The organism is Chitinophaga sp. 05T412, from assembly GCF_056396465.1.
In genome coordinates this window covers 20039-45751 of sequence record NZ_JBFTLN010000001.1, presented here as the reverse complement: position 1 = coordinate 45751, position 25713 = coordinate 20039, and the positions used below count along the sequence as shown (strand labels likewise).

Below are 25713 nucleotides of genomic sequence, written 5' to 3'. Positions count from 1 at the left end.
TCTATTCCTTTTATCGCGTGTCTACTAAATAAAAAAAATTAAAAATGCTCCATTATTTCAAGAGCGTACTCTCGAACAACAAAAGTATTCTTTTATATTCATCTGTCCAGCTGCTGGGCGTAATAAATCCGTGATCTTCTACGGGATACACTGCCAGCTCCCAGTTATTTTTTCCCAGTTCAATCAAACGTTGTGATAAGCGTACGATGTCCTGGAAATGTACATTCGTATCTACCATACCATGGCACATCAGCAGTTTACCTTTGAGGCCATCTGCGAAATAGATCGGCGAAGAACGGCGATAGGCGATACTGTCTGTAAATGGTTCATTCAGTATGTTGCTGGTATAACCATGGTTATAATGTGCCCAGTCCGTTACGGAGCGTAAAGCCGCTCCTGCAGCAAATACGTCGGGTTTGGTAAACATGGCCATTAAGGTCATGAAGCCACCATAACTACCGCCGTAGATACCGATGCGTTGCGCGTCCACGTGCAATTTCTCTGCCAGATATTTGGCGCCATCTACTTCATCGTCCAGGTCTTTGCCACCCATATAGCGATAAATACCGGTTCGCCAGTTACGGCCGTAACCCGCGCTACCACGATAATCCATGTCTAATACGGTATATCCTTTATCGGTAAGCAGGTTGTGAAACATGTATTCACGGAAATAACTGCTCCACCATTTATGGGCATTTTGCAGATAGCCGGCGCCATGTACAAAGATCACGGCAGCGCCGTTGCTCTTCGCCGGATCAGGCGTGTACAGGCGTGCATACACCGGTTGCTGATCACGCGCCATAAACGTGATCACCTGCGGATCGCGCCAGTTGTACGTTTTGAACTCATCCGACTGTGCCAGCTGTGTTACCTGTACGGCTTTGGCGCCAGGCGTATTAGGCTGCAGGTACAGCTCCCAGGGCTTGTTGGCGTAAGAGTAGCGGAAAGCAATCCACTTCCCATCTGGCGATACGCTGACTTCATTGGCGCCCGGAAGGGTAGTAATCCTTTCTGCCTTACCACCGTTAATGCCTATACGATAAAATTGTTTTTCTCCGGGATGTACTTCATTGGTGCTGATATAAAAATATTTTTTATCCAGAGATAACTGTGCTTCCTGTACTTCATAATTACCGCTGGTAAGCTGGGTAACAGCACCAGTGTTTATGTTGCTGGTGTATAGGTGCGAATAACCGCTGGCTTCCGACTGGAACCAGCAAGTGTTTTCGTTTATCCAGCCAATATTGCTGCCGCCTTCGGTCCAGCCGATACCCGGACCAGCCACCCATGCTTCATCACGTTGACGGTTCAATGTCTTTAAAGTACCCGTGGCAGCATCCAGTAGTACTATCCAGCGATCTTTATTATCGAGTGCGCGGATATCCACTACGGCATGTGTACCCTCGTCCGACCAGTATGGACCGTTTACCACTACGCTTCTGACTTGTGGACTGTCTTTCCGCGTATAGTCTTTTACGTAGTCGGGCTGGTCTTTAATCCCCGGCAGTGTGGCGGTATTAACAGACAATACCGTATCGGCCTGCCGGTCGTAGATGTAGCTTTCATAGCTGCCCTGCGGCGTGCCTACTTTTTCACGGGTGGGAATATCGGTGGTGTAACCGGAAGCGGTCACAAATTCCGGTACAATGGTATTGGGGGCATCTGTGGGCGCCGTGAAAAGGTTATAAGTAATGAAACGGCCGTCCGGACTGATTTGCAGGTTGCTCAGTTGTTTCCCCTGCAGATATAGCGTGCGTAATGTTTTACGCTCATGTGCCTTGTTAAAGGCCGCTGCCGCGTCTTTTCTGGTCTTTTTATCCTTGATCACCTGCATTACTTCCAGCTGCTGGGCTTTCAGGAATTGTTCTTCCGCATTACCAGTTTCTTTTTCGTCCTTTTCTGCCGGTTTATGGCCGGTATTAAAGCTGGTCAGCTGGCTAACGAGTCCGGATGCCCGGTCCCAGGCGTACAGGTTACGGTTTTGCTGAAACACTACCTGTTTACCACCGAAGCTGAATATGGGGTTGAGGGAAGTGGCCGTTGTTTGTGTGATACGGGTGATCTTACCGGTTTTTATCTCCAGTAAATAAATATCCCCTTCATAGCTATAGGTGAGTAAAGTTTTATCAGTATTGTAGGTACCACTTGCCTGGGCATTGATCAGCGCGCGGTCAGCTGCTACTGTTTTGCGGGGTGTATTGTTTTTAATGCCGGTATAATACAGCGAGTCGGTCAGGTTTTTATCCGGATTCCAGCTGAAGTAAACAGTTTGGTTATCCGGGCCCCAGAAAACATTATCTGGAGAAGTTCCTATCCATTTAGGATCGCGCATGATCTTTTCTACAGTGAGCGGGCTTGCCTGTTGGGCATAGATGCGGTTGGCTGATAAAAAAATAATGGCGGGTAATACCCATTTTCTCATAGCGGTTCATTAATTTGTTGGGGAATAAATGTAACGGTTTAATCATAAATTGCCGTAACTTTTGGATGGACGTATGACCATCCACTGCTCTAAATCCGCTTTATGCGCATACTGCCAATCTTACTTTCCCTCTTGCTCTTTGTGGCCTGTAAGCCCAAAAGGTCTGCCCGGCAGCCAATACCCGTATCGGAAGATACTACGTTTTTAACCGGCACTTTTTATATCATCAGACACGCTGAAAGGCATCCTGGCTTTGATTCTACGTTAACGCCGGCAGGGCAGGAAAGAGCGGGCGCCTTATATCGCCTGCTGAAAGACTCCGGGCTGAATAAAATCTACACCACACCATTTAAACGCGCAATCGCTACGGCGGATAGCCTCCGGATATATCAGCACCTCGATACCTGCATCTATGCGGCAGATACCAGCGGTGAATCCTTCATCTACCAGGTAACCCGCCATGAAGACTGGGGCAAACGCATCCTGGTAGTAGGACATTCGAATACCATTATTCCACTCTTGCATAGCCTGCGGGCCACGCCACGCGTGGATTCTATCGGAGAGCATGAATACGACCGGATGTTTATTGTGCGGAAGAATAAGGACGGGACTACGTTGAAAGAAATATGTTACTAAAGCAGAAAGCAAAAAGCAGAAAGCAAAAAGCTATTGAGGCGAATGATTAAAGCGGGTAATATTCGCTTAGATCATTCGCCTCAATAGCTTTTTGCTCTATAAAAGAATGCCTTTCATCAGCGTATAGGCCACGGTAAAGTAAATCAGCAATCCTGTCACATCCACCAGGGTGGCTACGAAAGGAGCCGAAGACGTAGCCGGATCGGCGCCACATTTTTTCAATACCAGCGGTAGCATAGAACCGGAGAGGGTTCCCCAAAGTACTACTCCTACGAGAGAAATACCTACTGTAGCGCCTATCAGCACGGTATGATCTCCATAAGTATGGAAGAACGTGTTCCATAGCAGGATGCGGATAAAACCAATCATACCCAGGCAGCCGCCTAATATTAATCCGGAAATGATTTCCCGGCGCATCACCCGCCACCAGTCGCCTACGGTGATTTCACCCAGCGCCATGGCTTGTATAATCAGGGTAGAAGCCTGGGAGCCGCTGTTACCACCACTGGAAATAATGAGTGGTACAAACAGGGCCAGCACTACTGCCTTGGCAATTTCATCTTCAAAAAAGCCCATAGCCGTAGCGGTCAGCATTTCGCCGATAAATAATACCACCAGCCAGCCTACACGTTTTTTAATCAGTTTGAAGATGGGCATGTCGAGGTAAGGCTCATCCAGGGCCTCGGTACCACCTATCTTCTGAATATCTTCAGTATGTTCTTCGTTGGCGATCCATAACATATCATCAATGGTCACAATACCCAACAAGATACCCTGGTCATCTGCCACCGGCAAGGCTACCCTGTTTTCCATCCGGAAAACCTGTATGGCCTCTTCCTGGTCATCGTTGGCGTGGAGGGATACAAAGCGGTCGTCCATCAGTGTATGCACCACCGTGTCCGGCGATACCAGCAGGAACTCCCGAATCCGGAAGTCATCCAGCAGGTGGCCTTTTTCGTCGATGACATATATTACATCAATCGTTTCACTGTCTTTACCATGCTCCCGGATATAGTTCAGCACCTCTTTCACCGTCCATTCTTCCCGCACTGCAATGTAGTCGGGCGTCATGATACGGCCCACACTGTTTTCCTTGTAACCCAGCAGGGAAAGGGTAATCCGCCGTTCTTCCGGATCGAGCAATTTAATCAGTTCTTTCACGGCCTCACTGGGAAGTTCTTCCAGGAAGGCGGTACGGTCATCCGCCGGCAACTCATTCATGAGTTCCGCGATCTTGCCCGCCGATAAAGTGCGGATCACATCTTCCTGTAATGGAAAATCCAGGATACGGAAAGCCGCTGCCGCTCTGCTGATCGACAGATTATTAATGATGACATCGGCCTGATCGGGATCCTCGTGAATCAATTCGGCTATATCCGTTATCAGCTGGTCATCCAGGTATACTGACAGTTCACGGTAACTTTTCTCATCTGTCAGTGTCTGGAACTTTTCCAGTAAAGCTTCATTTTCCATGTACAATTGCCTCTATCTGCGAAAATAAGTTAAAATAGCACGCTGCCGGGACAGTCGTTATAATAATTCTGATACATGCAGGCGGATATTGCCGCAAATCGTATCAATGGGCAGATCATTGGCATCTTTACCAAAGGGATCTTCAATTTCTTCTGCAATCAGCTCCAGACTCGCCAGTACAAAGAAGATAAACACGACCATCGGAATGATCAGGTAACCCAGACTGAATACATACGCGAAAGGCATGGTCATGATGTAGAAGAATATAAATTTTTTTATGAAAACGCTGTAGGAGAAGGGGATAGGGGTGTTCTTGATCCGCTCGCAGGCGCCGCATACATCGGCAAATGTTTGCAGTTCTGGATTCAGCAGGATCAGCTGATCACCCGTTAATTGCCCGTTGCGGTACAGTTCCATCGTTTTGCTGATGATCAGCTGTGTCACCTGATTAGGCACATGCTTACTGATGTCCATATGCAGCGATTCCTGTCCGGGCAACACTTCCAGCTCATTCGACAGGTACGTTTTGCGCAAATGATTTTTCAGGCTATAAGCAAAGTTGGGGATCATCACTTTGAAAAAGTGACGGTCGGCGTGGTTATCGGCTGGTAACATCGCTTGTATCTTTATGGCCAGGTTGCGGCTGCTGTTCACCAGTGCACCCCATTGCCGGCGCCCTTCCCACCAACGGTCGTAGGCCGTATTGGTGCGGAATACCAGTAACAGGGAAATCACAAAGCTCAGCAACCCATGCATCAGCGATATCTTGGACACCTCACTGTTGGCCGACAATTTCCACACCTCCAGCTCCAGCCATGCAATGAACCCAGAATAGATGGAAAGCGCGATGAACATAGGAAACAGCTTTCTTACTGTGTCCGCTTTATGAATACGAAAAATAAAGGTAAACCACTCTTTTGGGTTATAATTGATCATATGTATTGCTTGATATTCGGCAAAAAAAATAATTTCCGGGCCGCAAACCTAAATTTTTTAAACATGATTTTGATAACTTCTTCCTTTAACTTTACTTTACGTCTTCTTTTATTTGAAATTGAGCCATGATTAAGCCATACTTGTTCGTTGATAAGTCTAAGGGAAGAGGCAGAGGAGTGTATACCAAAGAAAATATTCCAGCCGGCACGAGAATCGAAACTTCCCCTGTACTTGTCCTCTCTTATGATGATACAGAAATCGCAGATAAAACCAGACTCCATAATTACCTTTTTCTCTGGGGCGCAAAAGAAACACGTTCCTGTGTGGCTTTAGGTTTCTGTTCTATCTATAACCACGACTATCAGCCCAACTGCGAGTATGAAATGGACTTCAAAGAAGAAACCATGAGCATCATTACCCGCCGCGAGATTAAAAAAGGTGAAGAATTATCCATTAACTATAATGGTGATGTGACCGATACCTCCCCACTTTGGTTTGATATCAAAAAGAAAAAAGCGGTAAAAAAATAAGCATTACGAATGACGAAGGGCAGGATCATGTAGCGTAAATTAACTGCCAGCCTGCGTATTTCGTCTTTCTACTACTAAATTATATAAGTGCTTATATAATTTTCTCACCGTGATCATATTTCCATTTTTCTTTCGTAATATTGTATAAGCACTTATATAAATTACTAAAAGGCAATTCTCCCATGTCGTTCTATCCATCATTAGGCTATCTTGTTTTTGGCAGCCGCCTGCGCCGCCTGAGTGAATACTTCCTTATGGAAGTCAACAAAGTATATGAACAGGCAGGGATTCCCTTTGATGCCAGCTGGTTTCCGGTATTTTATCTGTTATCCAAACAACAGCCGGTATCCATGATCGAGATCTCCGATCAGCTGGAAATTTCCCATTCCGCCGTCAGCCAGATGGTGACCAACCTCAAAAAGAAAGGACTGCTGAAAACCACGCCCTGCAAAGAAGATGGCCGTCGCCAGCTGGTAGCCTTCTCCAAAAAAGGAGAAGAACTGCTGCATCAGATCCAGCCCGTTTGGGAAGCCATCACCCAGGCAATGGAAACACTGGCTACGGAAAATAAACAAAGCCAGCAAATACTGGCTGCCATTGCACAAATAGAGCAGGCCGTACAACAAACACCACTATCAGAAAGAATAAAACAACAGCTATAATCATACACCAAAAAAATTGACTGACCATGAGTGATATTTTTAAGTACGGTATAGACCAGCTCACTGTAGCCACCGCCATTGATATTGCGGCCGGCAAAGTGAAAGGGGTGCTGGTACCGGAAGTCATTGCCCGTGTACAAACCAGCTTCGGGTATGTACAAACCATCGTAGCACAGCATACGACGGTATACGGTATCAACACCGGATTTGGTCCCTTGTGTGATACTAAAATTTCAGAAGAAGATACCCGCGCCCTGCAGTATAACATCCTGCAAAGCCACAGTGTAGGTGTGGGTAATCCTATTCCGGAAGAAATTGCCCGCATCATGCTCATCACCAAAGTACATGCGCTGGCACAAGGTTTTTCAGGCGCAGCATTGTCTACCCTGGAACGTATCATCTGGCATATTGATCATCAGGTAACGCCATTGGTGCCTGAAAAGGGCTCTGTTGGCGCCTCCGGCGACCTTGCTCCTTTATCACACCTCTTCCTGCCATTGATTGGCCTCGGTCAGGTATACTATAAAGGACAGCAAACCAGCACCGCTGCCATGATGCAACAAACAGGTATTGCGCCAATAGTACTGGGTCCTAAAGAAGGCCTCGCACTGATCAATGGTACACAGTTTATCCTGTCGTTTGCTGTGAAAGCAGTACAACGCCTGCACAACGCACTGGAAGCCGCAGACATCATCGGCGCTTTATCCCTCGAAGGACTCATGGGTACTGCTAAACCTTTTGATCCCCGCTTACACGCCATTCGTCCGTTTGCCGGCAATCAGCTGGTGGCTCACCGCCTGAAAGCCATGCTGGATCATTCCGAAATTATGTCGTCGCATGTGGACTGTGGCCGCGTTCAGGACCCTTATTCCCTGCGCTGTATGCCACAGGTACATGGCGCCTCCCGTACCGCCTGGCAGCACCTGATGGAGCTCACCACCATAGAACTGAACGCCGTCACCGATAACCCGATTATTTTCAGCGCAGAAGATACCATCAGTGGTGGTAACTTCCACGGTCAGCCAATGGCCTTGCCGCTGGACTACGCCACTGTAGCGGCTGCGGAGCTGGGTAATATTTCCGACAGACGTTGTTATATGATGATTGAAGGAAGATATGGCCTGCCGAAATTACTCATACAGGACGCTGGTTTGAACTCCGGATTCATGATTCCACAATACACCACCGCCGCTCTGGTGACCGAAAATAAAACGCTGTGTTTCCCTGCCAGCGCAGATAGCGTGCCTACCTCCCTGGGTCAGGAAGACCATGTATCCATGGGCTCTATCAGCGGTCGTAAGCTGAACCAGGTCATCGGTAACCTCGAATATATACTGGCGATAGAATTGCTGTATGCCGCACAGGCAGTAGATTTCCGCCGTCCGCTGAAATCAGGCCCGGTGCTCGAAGCCGTACATCAGTACACCCGTACAAAAGTGACCTTTGCTGATAAAGACCGCATCTTCGCGGACGACATCGCCGCTTTACACACCATCGTAGCAGACCAATCACTGGTGCGCGTAGCCAACGAAGCTGCGGCCCAACATCAACTTAACTTAAACGGAATTTATAATGACCAGTTCGGACTTTATTAAAACATACGCAGCGCACCCACATTATAAAGCTCCCCGTGGCCCGCAGCTGCACGCCAAATCATGGCAAACCGAAGCGCCTTTGCGCATGTTGCTCAACAACCTGGATGCCGAAGTAGCCGAAAACCCCGATGAACTGGTGGTATACGGTGGTATCGGTCAGGCTGCACGCAACCGCGAATCACTGCAAAAAATTATTGAAATATTATTGGAGCTGGACGATAACCACTCCTTACTGGTGCAATCCGGTAAGCCAGTAGGTATTGTTCGCACCCACCCGCAAGCACCCCGTGTGATGCTGGCCAACAGTAACCTGGTGCCTAAATGGGCCACCTGGGAACACTTCAACGAACTGCGTGCAAAAGGTTTGATGATGTACGGCCAGATGACTGCCGGCAGCTGGATCTATATCGGTACACAAGGTATCCTGCAGGGAACCTATGAAACCTTTATGGAGTGCGGCCGTCAGCATTTCAATGGCAGCCTTGCCGGTAAACTGCTGGTCACCGCAGGTATCGGCGGTATGGGTGGCGCACAGCCACTGGCCGCTACCATGGCCGGTGCCGTGTTTATTGGCGCCGACATTGATCCTACCCGTATTCAGAAAAGACTGGATACCCGCTACATTGATCGCATGACTTATTCCTACGAAGAAGCCATCCAGTGGGCAAAAGAAGCGCAAGCCAAAGGTGAGGCGCTGTCTATTGGTTTGGTAAGTGATGCCGGTGATATGCTGGAAAGGATGTTGAAAGATAACCTCATCCCGGATATCCTCACCGATCAAACTTCTGCCCATGATCCGCTGAACGGCTATGTTCCCAACGGTATAACGCTGGCAGAAGCACTGGCGCTTCGTAAAAGCGATGCCGCAAAGTATCGGGAGCTGTCGCTGAAAAGCATGGCCCGCCACGTGGGTTTGATGTTGCAGCTGCAACAAAAGGGTGCTATCACTTTTGACTATGGTAATAACCTGCGTGAGTTTGCCCGCGAAGGTGGTGAACCCAACGCATTCAACTTCCCAGGATTCACCCCGGCCTATATCCGTCCGCTGTTCTGCGAAGGAAAAGGACCGTTCCGCTGGGTAGCCCTCTCCGGCGATCCTGAAGATATTTATACTACTGACCAGGCGCTGATAGAAGCGTTCCCGGAAAATACCCACCTGATCAACTGGCTGAAAGAAGCCCGCGAGAAAGTGGCGTTCCAGGGATTACCTGCCCGCATTTGCTGGCTGGGACTGGGCGAAAGAGAAAAAGCCGGCCGCATTTTCAATGAGCTGGTGAGAACCGGTAAAGTGAAAGCGCCGATTGTAATTGGTCGTGATCACCTCGACTGTGGCTCTGTGGCGTCTCCTAACCGCGAAACAGAATCTATGAAAGATGGTTCTGATGCGGTGAGCGACTGGACCTTGCTGAACCTCATGGCCAACACCGGTGGCGGCGCTACCTGGGTATCCTTCCATCATGGTGGTGGCGTAGGTATGGGCTATTCTCAACATGCCGGCATGGTAGTACTCGCCGATGGTACAGACCGTGCGGCTGATTGCTTAAGCCGCGTGCTGTTTAATGATCCTGCCCTGGGTATTTTCCGTCATGCAGATGCCGGCTATGAAAAGGCACAGGAATGGGGAGAGAAATTTAACATCAATATTTACTAAGCAGTTAGCTTTTAGCTGTTAGCAGTTAGCCTATAGCGGATGGATGTTCGCTATAGGCTTTCGCTAAAGACTAAAAGCTAATAGCTAAAAGCTAACAGCTAATGAAAACCTTACTCGGTCCATTTGTACAGATCCTTCCTATGACGGGATTATCGCTGAAAGGCACGTTGCAGGACGAACAATTAACGGTAATAGAAAAAGGCGGGGTAGTATTGGAAGATGGGGAAATCGTTGCCGTAGCGGATTATAAGTCATTGCTCAAAAAGTATCCGGACAGTGAAATTGCTTTCATCGATACCCCAATGGTACTGTTGCCCGGCTTTATTGACTGCCACACGCATATCTGTTATGATGGCACCCGCAACCGCGATTATGCCATGCGTATAGCCGGTAAAAGTTACCTGGAAATAGCACGTGCCGGTGGCGGGATATGGGACTCTGTGACTAAAACACGTGTAGCCGATATCGTTACACTCACGGAAAATACGGTGGCGCGTGCTAACCGTCACCTGAAAGAAGGGGTGACTACGATAGAGGTGAAGAGTGGCTATGGGCTTAACTTAGAAGGGGAGCTGAAAATGCTCCGCGCCATACAACAGGCGGGGCTGCATACCAAAGCCACCCTGATCAGTACTTGCCTGGCTGCACACATGAAACCACGTGATTATACCGGTACAGAAACGGAATACCTGCAATGGGTATCCCAGGAGCTGCTGCCGTTGTTGCAACAGGAACAGCTGACAAACCGTGTAGATATTTTCATTGAGGAAACCGCCTTCTCTGTAGATGCAGCTACGGTATTTCTGAAACAGGCCATGCAACAGGGCTTCGCTGCTACGGTGCATGCCGACCAGTTCAGCGCCGGCGGCGCTGAAGTAGCCGTGAATACTGGCGCCTTATCAGCGGACCACCTGGAGGCCAGTAATGAAAAAGAAATTGCATTACTCGCAAATTCAAATACAGTTGCCGTAGTTTTGCCGGGAGCTTCATTAGGGTTGGGGATGCAATATGCACCTGCCAGGAAGTTGCTGAACGCGGGCGCCAGTGTGGCCATCGCCAGCGACTGGAACCCAGGATCTGCGCCTATGGGCGATTTGCTGATCCAGGCAGCCGTAATGAGTGCCGCAGAAAAATTATCTACAGCAGAAGTGTTGGCAGCACTTACCGTAAGAGCTGCCCCTGCATTACAACTGAAAGATGCAGGTATGGTGCTGGCCGGATACGCCGCAGATTTGCAGGCTTATCCTACCAGTGATTACCGTGATATCCTCTATTATCAGGGGAAGATGAAACCTGCTATGGTCTGGAAAAAAGGAGAATTAGTATCGTAATGTATGATAACAAAGGATAGCTATCAGCCAACGGCCGCCAATGCGTGGACCGGTCGTATAGATGGAACAACGCAGGACCTGTTGCGTTGGCACCAGGTCATCAAAGTGGTAGACCTGTTACAGGACGCATTGCCTGCACTGCCGCCGCAGACCAAAGGAATCGTATTACTGGGCTTCGCCTGTGATGAGGGAGTGCGCCGTAACAAAGGCAGAACCGGCGCCGCAGAAGGCCCTGCAGCCTTGCGTAAAGCGATCGCCAACTTCCCGGTTCATTTCGGAGAACAAACCGTGTTGCTGGATGCCGGAAGTATTCTTTGTGTAGATGGTGAACTGGAAAATGCCCAACAGGTGCTGAGTGAAGCAGTAAAGGCTATCCTCACCGCCGGTTATCTGCCCCTGCTACTGGGTGGTGGTCACGAAATTACGTATGGCCATGCCAGTGGGTTGCGCCGTTTTGCCGGAAAGCAAAAGGTAGGCTTCATCAACTTTGACGCACATTTCGATATCCGTGTGCCGGAAGAAGCCGGTCCCAGCTCTGGTACTGGTTTCTGGCAACTATCGCAGGACTGTAAGCAGGCCGGCACCCCTTTTAATTACCTCGCACTGGGTATCCAGAAAAACGGGAATACCCGGCAGCTATTTAATATTGCCGGAGAAGCAGATGCCACCTATGTGAGCGCAGATGCTTTCCACCTGCAGGATAAAGACACGCTATTTGCCGCTATTCAGCATTTCCTGGGGCAGGTAGATAAAGTATACCTGACCACCTGTTTAGACGTATTTGCCGCGCCTTTTGCACCCGGTGTAAGCGCTACTGCCTATAATGGTATTATGCCCGGAGGCTTATTCCTCCAGTGTTACCGCCGGATATTGCAAAGTGGAAAAGTAGCCGCTACAGATATTGCAGAACTCAATCCTTCATTGGATATAGATAATCGCACCGCTAAACTGGCGGCTTCCCTGATTTTTGAAATTGTGATGGCTTATTCGGGAGAAGAACCGTTTTAGCTGTTAGCCATTAGCTTTTAGGTTTTAGCAAATGCAGCGGAGATGGATTGATGATGATCTTCGCTGCATTTGCTAAAAGCTTATTGTTTGCAGCGCTCTCAGCTGCTTCGCGCACAGCGCCAGCTGTTCTTTCATATCTACCTGTAGTAATTGTATCAGTTGTGATGCATTCACCGGCAGCGTAATTTTTTCCTTCTTCACCTGTGCTATCGTTGCTTTCGTAAATAATAATAATTCACTGGTATCATGCCACTGCCCCAGGAGTTCACCTGCTTTTTTGGTGTGTGGAATCAGTACTTCCGTTTGATGGGAGGGTAGTACCTGTTCCATGATGGTGAGTTGGTAGTATAATGATTTGGTTTCTTTTCTTACACCGTGCCATACGGCGTGATGGGCGCTGCTCGCAGGCGGCGTGATCCGCTGGTGCTGCTGTTGCAGGTATTTTTCCAATGCAATGGTAGCGGTTTCTGCATCTATATCGGCAATGGCTTCCTTAAACTTTTCTGGTAGGCTCCCTAACTGCTTCAGGGAACTATGCTTCACTGCGGCCTGCAGCAGGGTATTAGCGGTGGTTTGTTTATTTCGTAATAATAAGTGGGCAACCGCGAAGCGCCATTTGACTTTTCGCTCATAATTACGCAGGTGTTTTTCCTGCAGGTGTGTATCGCGCGCAGCTCCGCCCATAGCCTGTATCAGCCTTACCATCTGCAGATGTTTGCCGGCGCCGAAGGTGTAATCCGGCAGTTGTTGGGCCAGGGAAAAGAAGGCGCGAAGCTTTTTTACGCCTACCCGTAGTGCATGCACTGCATCCGCATCGCCGGGAACTTCCTGTAGCGTGGTATATGCGGCAATAACGTTGTCGCATTCCCTTCGGAGATAGTGATATAACGCAGCGTGTAGCATCTTTCTAAAGATAAAATAAAATTTCCGGCCCTGACCGGAAACTAGATAAATTCAATATTTTTGCGTCAAATTGTTATGTTATGCAACTAATCCCAAAAGTGGCAGTCGCTGTACTGCTGGCAATGCTATGTACCCCCGCCATGGCGCAAAAAATCAAACTGGTAGATGGCGACCTCGCTGCCCTGAAAGATCAAAAAGAAATTAATGTGGAATTCACGTATGATCACTTGTCTGTAGGCAAAGACAGCGAAGAAGATTATATCACGAAGAAAACAGCAGAGTACAATGCCAAGGAAGCCGGAAAAGGCGACACCTGGGCCAAAGCCTGGAAAGACGATCGTGCCAGCAGGTTTGAGCCTAAATTTGATGAATTATTTAATGACAATGGCGACCTGAAAGCCGGCAAATTCCCCAATGCAAAGTACACGTTGATTTTTCACACCACCTTTATGGAGCCTGGATTTAACGTAGGAGTAGCGCGTAGAAATTCCTACATCGATGCGGAAATCAATATTGTAGAAACAGCTAACCCAGGTAAAGTGGTGGCTAAAATTTCCGTAGATAATGCACCCGGCCGTATGATGGGCTTCGATTTTGACACCGGTATGCGGATCATGGAATCCTATGCAGTAGCTGGAAAGAAGCTGGCGAAGTTTATTGCGAGATAAATTATTAAGCAGAAAGCAGAAAGCGGAAAGCACAAAGCTATTGTAGCGGATGATCAAAGCGTATTAATATTCGCAATGGTCACTCGCTACAATAGCTTTATGCTTTCAGCTTTGTGCTTTCAGCTCTAAAAAACAATTGTTTTGTTACCATGTAAAATCACGCGGTGGCTCACATGTGCTTTTACCGCTCTGGTCAGCACCTGCCGCTCAATATCACGTCCCAGCATCACCAGGTCTTCTACGGTATGTTTATGGCTTACCCTGGCCACATCCTGCTCAATAATGGGCCCTTCATCCAGTTCATTGGTGACATAGTGAGCCGTAGCGCCAATCAGCTTTACGCCTCTCGTATAGGCATTGAGGTAAGGCCGGGCGCCGGCAAAAGCGGGCAAAAAGGAGTGATGAATATTAATGATACGCTGTGGATAAATGCTGACAAACTCCGGAGATAATATCTGCATATATCTCGCCAGTACTGTGAAATCAATGCGGTGTTCCTCCAGCAGGCGGATAGCCGCACGTTCCTGCAGCGCCTTGGTGGTGCTGGTGACCGGTAGATAATGAAACGGAATATCCATGGCGGTGCACTCTTTTTCCAGCAACGGGTGATTGGAAATAACGAGCGGAATATCGACAGGTAATTCCCCGCTTTTCCATCTCCATAAAAGCTCCAGCAGGCAATGATCATAGGCAGATACCAGGATCGCCATCCGCATCCGCTGGTCGCTGTAATTAATTTTCCATTCCATTTGTAACGGGGTGGCTACCTGCTGCTGAAAAGCAGCTTCCAGCGCGGACTTGTCCAGCTGCTCCAGCTGAAATTCCATGCGCATAAAAAATAAACCTTCCCTGGGATCGGTACTGTGTTGACTTGCATCAAGTATATTTGCACCCAATTGATATAGAAACTGGGATACGCCCGCCACTATGCCGGGACGATCAGGACAGCAAATAAGTAAACACGCAGTGATGTTAGGAGCGTTTTCTTTTGACATATAACTACCAAATTAATACTTCTCCCTTGAAAAAAATAGGACTCATGTCGGATACGCATAGCTATTTGCATCCGCAGGTATTCAAATACTTTGAAGATGTAGATGAAATCTGGCATGCCGGCGATATTGGAAATGTAGAACTGGCCGATAAACTGGAAGCTTTTAAACCTTTCAGGGCCGTGTACGGTAATATCGACGGTGCGGATATCCGTGTCCGTTATCCCGAAACACTGCGCTTCAACGTAGAAGGCGTAGAGGTGATGATGACACATATTGGTGGTTATCCGGGGAAATATGCCCCCGGCGTAAAGGAACAGCTACAACGGCATCCTGCTAAACTCTTTATCAGCGGGCATTCGCATATTCTGAAAGTAATGCCAGACCCGGCACTGCATTTGTTGCACATGAATCCTGGTGCCTGTGGACAACAAGGATGGCACAAAGTGAAAACACTCCTGCGCTTTCAACTGGATGCAGGCAATATTCAACAGCTCGAAGTCGTTGAACTACCTGGCTGACTAAATTAACCTACAACAGTTATGAATCTGCGAACTATCGTATGTGTCATCATATTGCTAACCGGAACTACGCAAATACATGCGCAGGGAAGGTTTTGGAAATGGCTGAAAACAGAAAATGACACGGCATATATAGAAGAACATACGGAAGATATCACCGCCAGGCTCTATGGGTCGCGGAAATACACCAAGTTTGATATCATCGACCGTAAACAGAAGAAAGATATTTTATACCGCCCCAACACCCCGTTTAACATCGGTTTTGGTGCTAACTATCGCTTCGTAGGACTGAACCTGGGCTTTAATCTGCCCTTCATTAACCAGCATAACGAGAAGTATGGCAAAACAAAGTACATCGATCTTCAGTCGCACATCTATCTCCGTAAAATTGTAGTAGATTTCTATGGGCAATATTACAAAGGCTATTATGTAGCCAATCCTGAGAAAGTATTTGGCAGGGAATACGCCGCTCAAAACCCTTATCCGCAGCGCCCGGATATCCGAAATATTGATTTCGGACTCAATGTGCAGTATATTTTCAACGATAAACGATTTTCCTACCGGGCGCCTAATCTGCAGAATGAATACCAGAAGAAAAGCGCGGGCTCTTTCCTGTTGGGCGGGGAAATGTTTTTAGGAAGAATAAAAGGAGATTCTTCCCTGATACCTTCCAACATGGCCGATACCTTTTTTCTGCGGGATGAGCACTATTATAAAACGGGAATATCCTCGCTGGCAGCCAATGTCGGGTATGCGTATACGTTTGTCGTGAAACAACATTTCTTTTTATCACTGTCGCTCACGTCAGGATTGGGAGGGAATGTGACCAGTCTTTTTATGGAAAACGGCAGCATCAGCCGCAAAGTAGGTATACAGTTCAGTAATACGGTGCGGGCCTCCCTGGGCTACAATTCCAGCCGTTATTTTGCAGGAGTACATTATGTGGGGATGACTACCCGCAGCGGCATGCCGATACCAAATACCTATCAGACATTTGGCACCGGTAACTTCAGGGTGAGCCTGGTACGCAGGTTTACACTACAGAAACCGCTATGGAAATCCAGGTCTATTTAGCTTTGTTCCTTCGATATCCACTTGGTATCCAGTGTAGGCTGGTACTGTTCCATTTGCTGCAGTAACTGTTCCATGTTATCACTATGAAGCAATCTGGCGCTATTGGCAGCGGAGAGGAAGCCATTTTGGGTCATAGTGGCACATAACGCAATGAGGTTATCGTAAAAGCCATTTACATTGAGCAGGCCAATAGGTTTCTGATGTAGGCCTAATTGTCCCCAGGTAAGCATTTCAAACAATTCTTCCATGGTGCCAAAGCCGCCGGGAAGTGTGATAACACCATCGGATAATTCGTTCATTTTGGTTTTGCGTTCGTGCATGGTGTCCACCAGGATTAACTCTGTAAGTCCTTTATGCGCCAGCTCTTTCTGTTGCAGAAAATGAGGCAATACACCAATTACGTTACCACCTGCCTGTAATGCACCATCTGCTACCGCGCCCATAAGGCCGACTCTGGCGCCGCCATAAACGAGCGTCAGTTGGCGTTGGGCGAGTGCTGCACCCAATAATTTAGCTTGTTCCATATACACAGGTAATTCTCCTGCACTTGAACCACAAAAAACAACAATACTTTTCATTTGAGTAGTTTATAAGGTATCTATTTCCGTCTGAATATTTTTCCGGGCAGCGGCTTCATATTGCTCCCTGAATAAGGGAGTATGATAAATAGCCGGTGCTTCCAGGAAATGTTTTAATAGCTTTTTTCGTCCTGGTTTATACAGCAGATCGGGATAGATGTTGTATTCCTGCCTGATCTGTTGGGAGTAAGTTTTATATGCTTCCGGCGCAGTACCCAGTATATACAGGTCAAAATCCAGGAAGTAATCCAGGTCCTTATTGTTCAGGGTGTTGATATGCGTTTTAGTAGCCACAATAAACTCACTGACCAACGTTGTTTTATTTTCCGGGTAACCGATTTCCCGCAGGTATCTTTCTGCTGCTTCTGCACTGTCTGCCTCATTATTTTTCATCAATGGATTGTATACGAGATCATGGAAGAAGATGGAAAAAAGTACCACATCGGGGTCCTGCAGGTAGGTGCCAAATTCTTCCGAAAGCATGATCATTTGCGTGATATGCGACAGGTTATGATAGGTGCGTTGTTCCCCGCTATACATCATCGTGAGATATTCGTATTGATAGGTAATCAGGGAAGTATCCACCTTGAGGTTGGCGTGCAGCTGGCCCCATTTATCATGCAGCATACAGGTTGGGTTTAAAACAGTTACTAAAGATAATGATGCAAGATAATGTCTATAAAACTATTATAGCGAACAATCCTCGCATTTGCGCAGATCATTCGCTATAATAGTTTTCGCTTTCAGCTTTGTTTACAGGCGCTTTCGCACCTATGCTTTCCGCTTATTTCTTCGCTGCTTCAGCGCGGATAACGTTCAACGCACCACCTGATTTAAACCACTCGATCTGTTGTTCGTTGTACGTGTGGTTTACAGGGAATTCGTTCGTGCTGCCATCTTTGTGATGCAGTACAACGGTCAGCTGTTTACCAGGAGTGAAGGTAGTCAGTCCATCAATATCGATGGTATCATCTTCCTGGATTAAATCGTAATCTTCTTTGTTAGCGAAGGTCAGACCCAGCATACCTTGTTTTTTCAGGTTGGTTTCGTGGATACGGGCGAAAGATTTCACCAGGATAGCACGAACGCCGAGGTGACGTGGTTCCATCGCAGCGTGTTCGCGGCTGGAGCCTTCACCGTAGTTTTCATCACCTACTACTACTGCACCAAAGCCTTTCGCTTTATAATCACGCATGGTGGCAGGAACTGCACCGTATTCACCGGTTAAGGCGTTCTTTACGGTATCAGTTTTATCGTTGAATGCGTTTACCGCACCAATGAGCATGTTGTTGGAGATGTTATCCAGGTGACCACGGTATTTCAACCATGGACCAGCCATAGAGATATGATCCGTAGTACATTTACCTTTTGCTTTGATGAGGAGTTTCAGTCCTTTCAGGTCTGTACCTTCCCATGCGCTAAATGGAGCCAGGAGTTGTAAACGGTCGGAAGTAGGAGATACAATTACCTGTACACCGCTACCATCAGCAGCAGGCGCCTGGTAACCTGCATCTTCTGCAGCAAAACCATTTGGAGGCAGTTCGTAACCTACTGGTTCATCCAGCATTACTTCTTCGCCGTTTTTGTTCTTCAGTTTATCGGTCAGCGGGTTGAAGGTAAGATTACCTGCAATAGCCAGCGCAGTAACGATTTCAGGAGAAGCTACGAAAGCGTGGGTAGAAGCATAACCATCATTTCTTTTCGCGAAGTTGCGGTTGAAGGAAGTGATGATAGAGTTTTTGCGGTTAGGGTCATCGATGTGACGAGCCCATTGACCGATACACGGACCGCAGGCGTTTGCCAGTACCACACCACCTACCTGGTTGAAAGTATTCAGCAGGCCATCTCTTTCGATGGTGTAGCGTACTACTTCAGAACCTGGAGTGATGGTATATTCAGATTTCATATCCAGCTGTTTGTCGATCGCCTGTTGAGCGAGAGACGCAGAGCGGGAAATATCTTCATAAGAAGAGTTGGTGCAGGAACCAATCAGGGCTACGTCCAGTTTCTCAGGCCAGTTGTTTTCTTTTACTGCCTGTGCAAATTTGGAAATAGGCCATGCCAGATCCGGCGTAAACGGACCGTTTACATATGGTTCCAGTTCGTCCAGGTTGATTTCAATCACCTGGTCGTAGTATTTAGCAGGATCAGTGTATACTTCAGCATCCGGACGGAGGTGTTCTTTCACCTGGTCAGCCAGGGCAGCTACTTCCGTTCTGCCGGTTACTTTCAGGTAATCCGCCATTTTGGTATCGTAAGCAAAGAGAGAGCAGGTAGCTCCGATTTCAGCACCCATGTTACAGATAGTACCTTTACCAGTAGCGCTAAAGCTATCCGCACCTTCGCCAAAGTATTCCACGATAGCGCCTGTACCACCTTTTACAGTGAGGATACCAGCTACTTTCAGGATAATGTCTTTAGCAGAAGTCCAGCCACTCATTTTACCAGTCAGCTTCACACCGATCAGTTTCGGCATTTTCAGCTCCCATGGTAAACCAGCCATTACGTCTACTGCATCAGCACCACCAACGCCAATCGCTACCATGCCTAAACCGCCGGCATTAGGAGTGTGGGAGTCGGTACCGATCATCATACCACCAGGAAACGCATAGTTTTCCAGTACTACCTGGTGAATGATACCCGCGCCTGGTTTCCAGAAACCAATGCCGTACTTATCAGAAATTGAAGAAAGGAAATCGTAAACTTCTTTATTGGTGTCAATAGCAGTCGCAAGATCTTGTGTAGCGCCTACCTTGGCTTGAATGAGGTGATCACAGTGTACTGTGGAAGGAACCGCAACTTGATCACGGCCGCAGGTCATAAACTGGAGCAATGCCATCTGGGCAGTTGCATCCTGCATAGCTACGCGATCCGGTGCAAATTCAACATAGGATTTGCCTCTTTCGTAGGGCGTGGTAGTAGGTGCATACAGGTGAGCGTACAAAATCTTCTCGGCAAGCGTGAGCGGGCGACCTAACATTTTACGGGTTGCTTCCACCTTACCCGGTAGTGCCGCATACACTTTTTTAATCATGTCAATATCAAACACCATGGGAAAAAAATTATTTAAGAGCGGTTAAAAATTGCACGCAAAATTAACTAAAAACAACAAGTTTTTAAATTAAATACTTAAGATATAGCCAACTGTGCATAAACTCCCTGTACTTTAACAGTTCCTTTAAATACCCGCAGATCAAGGAAATGACCGGATTTCGTCTCTTTAAAAAATTAGTAAAAATTGTTATATTAAATTTATACCGCCTGCTTTTTTAACCGTAATCATGAGCAGAAACGCGCAACCGCAGTAAAGTTGCTGATATTCAACTACCTAAATAGGTGGCGCCCCGCTCCGTTTTTTGCTTGTTTTTCCAGCCGGAATTTGATAAATTTGGTCTATGAACCGGATTAAAGATTTCGTGGAATGGAAGGCGTTCGGTGTTTGTGCTGCTATTGGAGAAAAACTGGGAGTAGCCACCTATCGCATACGCATCTTTTTCATCTATGCCACCTTTCTGACAATGGGATCACCACTCATTGTATATATGATTCTTGCGTTCTGGGTTAATATGAAAAATTATATCCAGAATGCCCGGAGAAATCCCCTGCGCTATTTATAGTATATCAAGATAAAAAAACCGGATGACGAAACAGCCATGGCTGCTCATCATCCGGTTTTTTATTTTATACAGTCATCTATTCCATATGGAACAGCGTCATACCATGATAATGATTTTGTAATTCATTCAACGTAATCGGCTTATTCAAATTTCTCGTTTCATCGCGGTAATGCAGCTGCATCAGCGGCTTATGCCCGTCCTCAAACCAACGTACCGAGAAAGGCCCTCTTACATACAACGTACCTCCCGCCGGAGACGATGCCCCCTCATCTTTGTGAAACTGCCATTTCAGCAAAGTAGCTTCCGTTAAATGAATCGGTAAAAGATTGTCCAGGTCATACCAGTACTCATTTTCATCTGTCGCCACCAACACTTTTTTGTCCTCATGATCTACCTGTAAAATCTTCCCTTCTTTTTCTTCCCCTGCGTAGTTTGTGATAACGGTATCACCTGATTTTAAATCGTGGATGTTAATCATAGTGAGCAGAATTTTATGTGAAATGAATTTACGAAAAAAAAAGCCAAAAGAAACAAGGATAGCAAAAAGCAAAAAGCAAAAAGCTATTGAAGCGAGTGACAGGAGCAGGATTTGGATAACAAATCCGCTTTAATCACTCGCTTTAATAGCTTTTTGCTTTCTGCTTTTCGCTTTCTGCTTATATTATCTTACTACTTTCCGGATCTCCACCAGTTTCTCCAGCAGTTCTTCCAGCAGGTCTAAACGAAGCATGTTAGCACCGTCAGATTTAGCTTTGGAGGGATCAGGATGTGTTTCTATGAACAAGCCGTCTGCACCCGTGGCAATAGCCGCTTTGGCAATAGTGCTGATCATTTGTGGATTACCACCGGTTACACCACTGCTTTGGTTAGGCTGTTGTAAAGAGTGGGTACAATCCATTACTACCGGCTCTCCCAGGTGTTTCATGATAGGGATATTGCGGTAGTCTACTACCAGGTCCTGGTAGCCAAAGGTGGTACCGCGTTCGGTCAGTATGATGTGGTCGTTACCTGCGCCTTTAATCTTTTCTACGGCAAATTTCATGGATTCACCGCTCAGGAACTGACCTTTCTTCACATTCACTACTTTACCTGTTTCTGCGGCGGCCAACAGGATGTCTGTTTGACGGCACAGGAACGCAGGAATCTGTAGCACATCCACGTAAGCGGCTGCCATCGCAGCTTCTGCGGCGGAGTGAATATCGGAGGTTACCGGTACGTTAAAAGTTTTACCTATTTTCTGCAGCAGTTCCAGTCCTTCTACATCTCCAATACCAGTGAAAGAATGTACGCTGGTACGATTGGCTTTACGGTAGGATGCCTTGAAAATATAAGGAATGTTTAATCGTTTACAGATGCTCGTTACTTTCTCGGCTACTGTCATCAGTATTTCTTCCTCTTCAATAACACAGGGGCCCGCAATGAGGAAAAAATTTTCAGGGTTGTATTGTTCCTTGAATAATGATTTTAAGTGCTTCATATCTTCAAAAATTGGGTCATTTAATAGAAGCTGCAAAGATAGGCATTTATGTAGAGCAGAAAGCAGAAAGCGGAAAGCAAAAAGCTATTGAAGCGAATGATGTAAGCGGATTTATAAATTAAATATCCACGCTGATCATTCGCTTCAATAGCTTTTTGCTTTCCGCTTTCTGCTTTCTGCTCCATTGTCATAGTATTGTAATTCAGAACCATACATAAAGCACATGGTTGTTTTTATTGTTATCGCATTGTCATGCGCTGAGCCATCGTGAACGGAAATAGCGGCGAACCCGTTAATATTACGGTCCGATTTAAAAAATAGCTTACAATTATATTTTTGTATGAAGAAAGATAAGATTCTGGTCATAGGGGCCTGTGGACAAATTGGCGTAGAGCTGACGCTGGCTTTAAGAAAGATGTATGGAGATGCCAACGTAGTGGCCTCAGATCTTCGCGAAGAGCACGATTTGCTGAAAGGAACCGGTCCTTATGTGTCGCTGGATGTGATGAACAAGGAGATGCTGCATGTATTGGTGATCCGTCATAACATTACCCAAATTTATCTGCTGGCAGCGATTCTGTCTGCTACCGGTGAAAAAAATCCGTTACTGGCCTGGCATATCAACATGCAAAGTCTGTTGAACGTACTGGATATTGCGAAAGAAGAGAATCTTGATAAAATATACTGGCCTAGTTCCATTGCGGTATTCGGACCAAATTCACCAGCAGCGGAAACTCCGCAGCACACCATTATTGAGCCTACTACCATTTATGGTATCAGCAAATTTGCAGGCGAACGCTGGTGCGAATATTACAACCACCGTTTTGGCGTAGATGTAAGAAGCTTGCGTTATCCAGGTTTGATTAGCTACAAATCAGCACCAGGGGGCGGTACCACTGATTACGCCATCGAAATTTTCCACGAAGCAAAAGAGCATAAAAAATATACCAGCTTCTTATCAGAAGATACGTACCTCCCAATGATGTACATGCCGGATGCTATCAGAGCTACCATTGAACTGATGGAAGCTGATGCGTCTAAAATTGCGATCCGTTCTGCTTATAACCTTTCTGCCATGAGCTTTTCTCCGAAAGAAATCGGCGCAGAAATTAAAAAACATATTCCTGAATTTACAATGTCTTACGCGCCTGATTATCGTCAGCAAATTGCAGATGGCTGGCCTAACAGCATTGATGACAGCCAGGCTCGTCAGGATTGGGGCTGGAAACCAGAGTATGATCTGGCCCGGATGACGGAAGATATGCTGAAGAACATCTAAGGCATATCTATAAAAAAGAAAAGCAGCCCCGCCATGGCGGGGCTGCTTTTCTTTTTATGTAAATGGCTGATTACTCAATGAATCCTACTGCCACTGTGGTGTTGTTAAACTCGTCGATGAGAATAAAAGCGCCATTGGCAGGGTTAATATGATATGCATCTGCAAATACCGGCGCTGCTGTTTTCAGCGATATTTTACCGATATCGTTTAAGCCCATTTCTGTTTTGTCGGTAAGCTGTCCGTGATTGGTCACATCCGTCACATAATGAATCTGCTGTACTTTGGCCTTCACCCGGTTTACGCCATGCTGCAGTAAATAGGTTTTGCCCGCCACCAGCTTTTGCTGATCCATCCAGCAGATCTGTGCATTTACTTCTTTCAGCTGTGCAGGTACTTCGTTGCTTTTCACCAGCATGTTACCGCGACTGCTATCTATTTCATCTTCCAGTGTAATCACCACGCTTTCACGTGCATGCGCCACCGTTAGTTGCTTTTCAAACTGCTCAATGGTTTTAATACGGCTTTTGGTACCTGCTGGCAATGATACTACTTCATCACCTACCGCAAAATGACCGCTGGCCACTTTACCGGCAAAGCCGCGGAAGTCGTGGTATTCAGTCGTTCTAGGTCTGATTACGCTTTGTATCGGGAAGCGGGAGGGATGCAGGCGATCTTCATGATCAAACGATACCTGTTCCAGATATTCCAGCAGGGTATCGCCCTGGTACCAGGTGATAGCGCCGGTGCGGGAAGCTACGTTTTCGCCATACAGGGAAGAGATAGGAATGAATTTCACTTCCTGTCCTTTAAAGCCTGCATTGTCCAGCATTTGCTGGAAATCTTCCACTATCTGGTTAAAGCGGGCTTCGCTGTATTCTACCAGATCCATTTTATTTACACATACCACCAGGTAAGGAATACGCAGGAGGTTGGCGATAAAAAAGTGACGGTGTGTTTGTTCTACAATTCCTCTGCGGGCATCAATGAGAATCAGTGATACCTGTGCATTGGAAGCGCCGGTCACCATGTTACGGGTATATTCAATATGCCCGGGTGTATCAGCAATAATATATTTACGCGTAGGCGTAGAGAAGTAAATGTGTGCCACGTCAATAGTGATACCTTGTTCCCGTTCAGCTACGAGGCCGTCGGTGAGCAGCGACAGGTCTGTAAAGTCCAGTCCTTTGCGCTTGCTGGCGGCATGGAGCGCTTCCATTTTATCCTGGGGAATAGAATTAGTATCGTATAATAAACGGCCTATTAAAGTGCTTTTACCATCATCAACACTACCGGAAGTGGCTATACGTAAAACCTCCATTGTTTTTATCTTTTAGCATTTAGCGGTTAGCAGTTAGTGCCGCCGCTAAAAAGTTTGTTCAAAATTAATTAAGGACTTCTTGCTCAGAAACGCTAGTAGCTAACGGCTAATAGCTAACCGCTGTTAAAAATATCCTGCCTGCTTTCTCTTTTCCATGGCGGCTTCGGAGCGTTTATCGTCGATGCGTGCGCCACGTTCGGATATTTTTGCTTCCATAATTTCTGCAATAATATCTTCGAGTTTATCGGCTTCGGAAATCACGGCAGCGGTACAGGTCATGTCGCCAACGGTACGGAAGCGTACTTTCTGGCGATAAGGTACTTCATCAGCAGTGGTATTGAGGAAAGTGGAGTAAGGCCAGTATAATCCATCTCTTTCTATAATTTCTCTTTCATGGGAGAAGTAGATAGAAGGTATTTCCAGTTTTTCGCGAACGATGTAATTCCATACATCCAGTTCGGTCCAGTTGGAAATAGGGAATACTCTCACGTTTTCGCCTATATTAATTTTTCCATTGAGGACATCAAATAATTCCGGGCGTTGCATTTTGGCGTTCCACTGACCAAATTCGTCCCGAACGGAGAAGATTCTTTCTTTGGCGCGGGCTTTTTCTTCATCTCTGCGGGCGCCGCCGATGCAGGCGTCAAATTTTCCTTCTTCGATAGCATCCAGCAGGGTAACTGTTTGGAGTGCGTTTCTGCTGGCGTATTTGCCGGTTTCTTCCTGTACTTTTCCCTGGTCAATACTGTCCTGTACATTTCTGACAATGATTTCCAGTCCCAGTGAATTCACGAGCCAGTCGCGGAACGCGATGGTTTCAGGGAAGTTATGGCCGGTATCTACATGCAGTAAAGCAAAAGGAATTTTACCTGGGTAAAAAGCCTTTTGGGCGAGGCGTACCAGGGTGATAGAGTCCTTTCCACCGGAAAACAGCAGTACCGGTTTCTCGAATTGTGCAACGGTTTCACGAAGTATATAAATGGCTTCATCTTCCAATGCCTGCGGAAATTCCCAATTTATTTGATGAGTCATGGACTATAAT

General features: G+C 46.8%; 24 protein-coding genes. 12 read left to right on the top strand and 12 right to left on the bottom strand.

Features of this window, described 5'->3' with window-relative positions:
• Positions 1-52: 52 nt before the first annotated feature.
• The gene (locus AC1DFM_RS00190; protein ID WP_477074706.1) at positions 53-2422 is read right to left on the bottom strand and encodes a S9 family peptidase; all 2370 of its coding nucleotides are present in this window, start codon (positions 2420-2422) and stop codon (positions 53-55) included.
• A 102-nt stretch (positions 2423-2524) separates the two neighbouring features.
• Here AC1DFM_RS00190 and AC1DFM_RS00185 point away from each other — a divergent pair, with 102 nt between their 5' ends.
• A complete protein-coding gene (locus tag AC1DFM_RS00185) occupies positions 2525-3058 on the top strand; it encodes a histidine phosphatase family protein (protein ID WP_477074705.1) in 534 nt (177 codons plus the stop codon).
• 96 nt (positions 3059-3154) lie between these two features.
• Here the strand turns inward: AC1DFM_RS00185 and mgtE are convergent, their stop codons facing one another.
• Both mgtE and AC1DFM_RS00175 read right to left on the bottom strand, forming a co-directional pair.
• Positions 3155-4531, bottom strand: coding sequence for a magnesium transporter (mgtE, locus tag AC1DFM_RS00180; protein ID WP_477074704.1), 1377 nt, complete (start codon positions 4529-4531; stop codon positions 3155-3157).
• A gap of 57 nt (positions 4532-4588) precedes the next feature.
• On the bottom strand, positions 4589-5467 hold the full coding sequence (locus AC1DFM_RS00175; protein WP_477074703.1) for a bestrophin family protein: 879 nt from the start codon (positions 5465-5467) through the stop codon (positions 4589-4591).
• Positions 5468-5592: 125 nt separating this feature from the next.
• On the opposite strand from AC1DFM_RS00175, the gene AC1DFM_RS00170 reads away from it, so the two are divergent.
• The 6 genes from AC1DFM_RS00170 (at position 5593) to hutG (ending at position 12244) form a co-directional block, all read left to right on the top strand.
• A complete protein-coding gene (locus AC1DFM_RS00170; protein ID WP_477074702.1) occupies positions 5593-5997 on the top strand; it encodes an SET domain-containing protein in 405 nt (134 codons plus the stop codon).
• Positions 5998-6179: 182 nt separating this feature from the next.
• Positions 6180-6659 carry a MarR family winged helix-turn-helix transcriptional regulator gene (locus AC1DFM_RS00165; protein ID WP_477074701.1) on the top strand — a complete coding sequence of 160 codons (480 nt, stop codon included), beginning with the start codon at positions 6180-6182 and terminating at the stop codon, positions 6657-6659.
• 26 nt (positions 6660-6685) lie between these two features.
• Positions 6686-8254, top strand: coding sequence for a histidine ammonia-lyase (gene hutH, locus AC1DFM_RS00160; protein WP_477074700.1), 1569 nt, complete (start codon positions 6686-6688; stop codon positions 8252-8254).
• Positions 8232-9905, top strand: coding sequence for a urocanate hydratase (gene hutU, locus AC1DFM_RS00155; RefSeq protein ID WP_477074699.1), 1674 nt, complete (start codon positions 8232-8234; stop codon positions 9903-9905). The genes hutH and hutU overlap by 23 nt, the downstream gene beginning before the upstream one ends.
• A gap of 101 nt (positions 9906-10006) precedes the next feature.
• The gene (gene hutI, locus AC1DFM_RS00150) at positions 10007-11236 is read left to right on the top strand and encodes an imidazolonepropionase (RefSeq protein ID WP_477074698.1); all 1230 of its coding nucleotides are present in this window, start codon (positions 10007-10009) and stop codon (positions 11234-11236) included.
• A 3-nt stretch (positions 11237-11239) separates the two neighbouring features.
• Positions 11240-12244 carry a formimidoylglutamase gene (hutG, locus tag AC1DFM_RS00145; RefSeq protein ID WP_477074697.1) on the top strand — a complete coding sequence of 335 codons (1005 nt, stop codon included), beginning with the start codon at positions 11240-11242 and terminating at the stop codon, positions 12242-12244.
• A 72-nt stretch (positions 12245-12316) separates the two neighbouring features.
• Here hutG and AC1DFM_RS00140 read toward each other — a convergent pair whose 3' ends face one another.
• Positions 12317-13147 carry a CHAD domain-containing protein gene (locus AC1DFM_RS00140; protein WP_477074696.1) on the bottom strand — a complete coding sequence of 277 codons (831 nt, stop codon included), beginning with the start codon at positions 13145-13147 and terminating at the stop codon, positions 12317-12319.
• 80 nt (positions 13148-13227) lie between these two features.
• Here AC1DFM_RS00140 and AC1DFM_RS00135 point away from each other — a divergent pair, with 80 nt between their 5' ends.
• Entirely contained in the window at positions 13228-13815 is a 588-nt protein-coding gene (locus tag AC1DFM_RS00135; protein WP_477074695.1) for a hypothetical protein, read from the top strand.
• Between the two features lie 125 nt (positions 13816-13940).
• On the opposite strand, the gene purU is transcribed toward AC1DFM_RS00135, so the two are convergent.
• Complete coding sequence (gene purU, locus AC1DFM_RS00130) at positions 13941-14810, bottom strand: formyltetrahydrofolate deformylase (RefSeq protein ID WP_477074694.1); 870 nt, start codon at positions 14808-14810, stop codon at positions 13941-13943.
• A 44-nt stretch (positions 14811-14854) separates the two neighbouring features.
• On the opposite strand from purU, the gene AC1DFM_RS00125 reads away from it, so the two are divergent.
• A complete protein-coding gene (locus AC1DFM_RS00125) occupies positions 14855-15328 on the top strand; it encodes a metallophosphoesterase family protein (RefSeq protein ID WP_477074693.1) in 474 nt (157 codons plus the stop codon).
• A gap of 21 nt (positions 15329-15349) precedes the next feature.
• Positions 15350-16402, top strand: coding sequence for a DUF4421 domain-containing protein (locus AC1DFM_RS00120; protein WP_477074692.1), 1053 nt, complete (start codon positions 15350-15352; stop codon positions 16400-16402).
• Here the strand turns inward: AC1DFM_RS00120 and AC1DFM_RS00115 are convergent.
• From AC1DFM_RS00115 to AC1DFM_RS00105, 3 genes are all read right to left on the bottom strand, one after another.
• Positions 16399-16980 (bottom strand): LOG family protein, encoded by a 582-nt coding sequence (locus tag AC1DFM_RS00115; protein WP_477074691.1) that lies wholly within the window; start codon positions 16978-16980, stop codon positions 16399-16401. The two genes, AC1DFM_RS00120 and AC1DFM_RS00115, sit on opposite strands and share 4 nt — an antisense overlap.
• A 9-nt stretch (positions 16981-16989) precedes the next feature.
• Positions 16990-17607: an HD domain-containing protein gene (locus AC1DFM_RS00110; protein WP_477074690.1), complete on the bottom strand. Its 618-nt coding sequence runs from the start codon at positions 17605-17607 to the stop codon at positions 16990-16992.
• Positions 17608-17764: 157 nt separating this feature from the next.
• Positions 17765-20032, bottom strand: coding sequence for an aconitate hydratase (locus AC1DFM_RS00105; RefSeq protein ID WP_477074689.1), 2268 nt, complete (start codon positions 20030-20032; stop codon positions 17765-17767).
• A 343-nt stretch (positions 20033-20375) separates the two neighbouring features.
• On the opposite strand from AC1DFM_RS00105, the gene AC1DFM_RS00100 reads away from it, so the two are divergent.
• A complete protein-coding gene (locus tag AC1DFM_RS00100) occupies positions 20376-20597 on the top strand; it encodes a PspC domain-containing protein (RefSeq protein WP_291929051.1) in 222 nt (73 codons plus the stop codon).
• 76 nt (positions 20598-20673) lie between these two features.
• Here AC1DFM_RS00100 and AC1DFM_RS00095 read toward each other — a convergent pair whose 3' ends face one another.
• Entirely contained in the window at positions 20674-21075 is a 402-nt protein-coding gene (locus AC1DFM_RS00095; RefSeq protein WP_477074688.1) for a hypothetical protein, read from the bottom strand.
• Positions 21076-21258: 183 nt separating this feature from the next.
• Positions 21259-22074, bottom strand: coding sequence for a 3-deoxy-8-phosphooctulonate synthase (gene kdsA, locus AC1DFM_RS00090; protein WP_477074687.1), 816 nt, complete (start codon positions 22072-22074; stop codon positions 21259-21261).
• A gap of 340 nt (positions 22075-22414) precedes the next feature.
• Here kdsA and AC1DFM_RS00085 point away from each other — a divergent pair, with 340 nt between their 5' ends.
• Positions 22415-23353, top strand: a complete 939-nt coding sequence (locus AC1DFM_RS00085) for an NAD-dependent epimerase/dehydratase family protein (RefSeq protein WP_477074686.1) — start codon at positions 22415-22417, stop codon at positions 23351-23353.
• A 70-nt stretch (positions 23354-23423) separates the two neighbouring features.
• Here the strand turns inward: AC1DFM_RS00085 and AC1DFM_RS00080 are convergent, their stop codons facing one another.
• A complete protein-coding gene (locus AC1DFM_RS00080) occupies positions 23424-24671 on the bottom strand; it encodes a sulfate adenylyltransferase subunit 1 (RefSeq protein ID WP_477074685.1) in 1248 nt (415 codons plus the stop codon).
• A 123-nt stretch (positions 24672-24794) separates the two neighbouring features.
• The gene (gene cysD, locus AC1DFM_RS00075) at positions 24795-25703 is read right to left on the bottom strand and encodes a sulfate adenylyltransferase subunit CysD (RefSeq protein WP_477074684.1); all 909 of its coding nucleotides are present in this window, start codon (positions 25701-25703) and stop codon (positions 24795-24797) included.
• Positions 25704-25713: the final 10 nt, after the last annotated feature.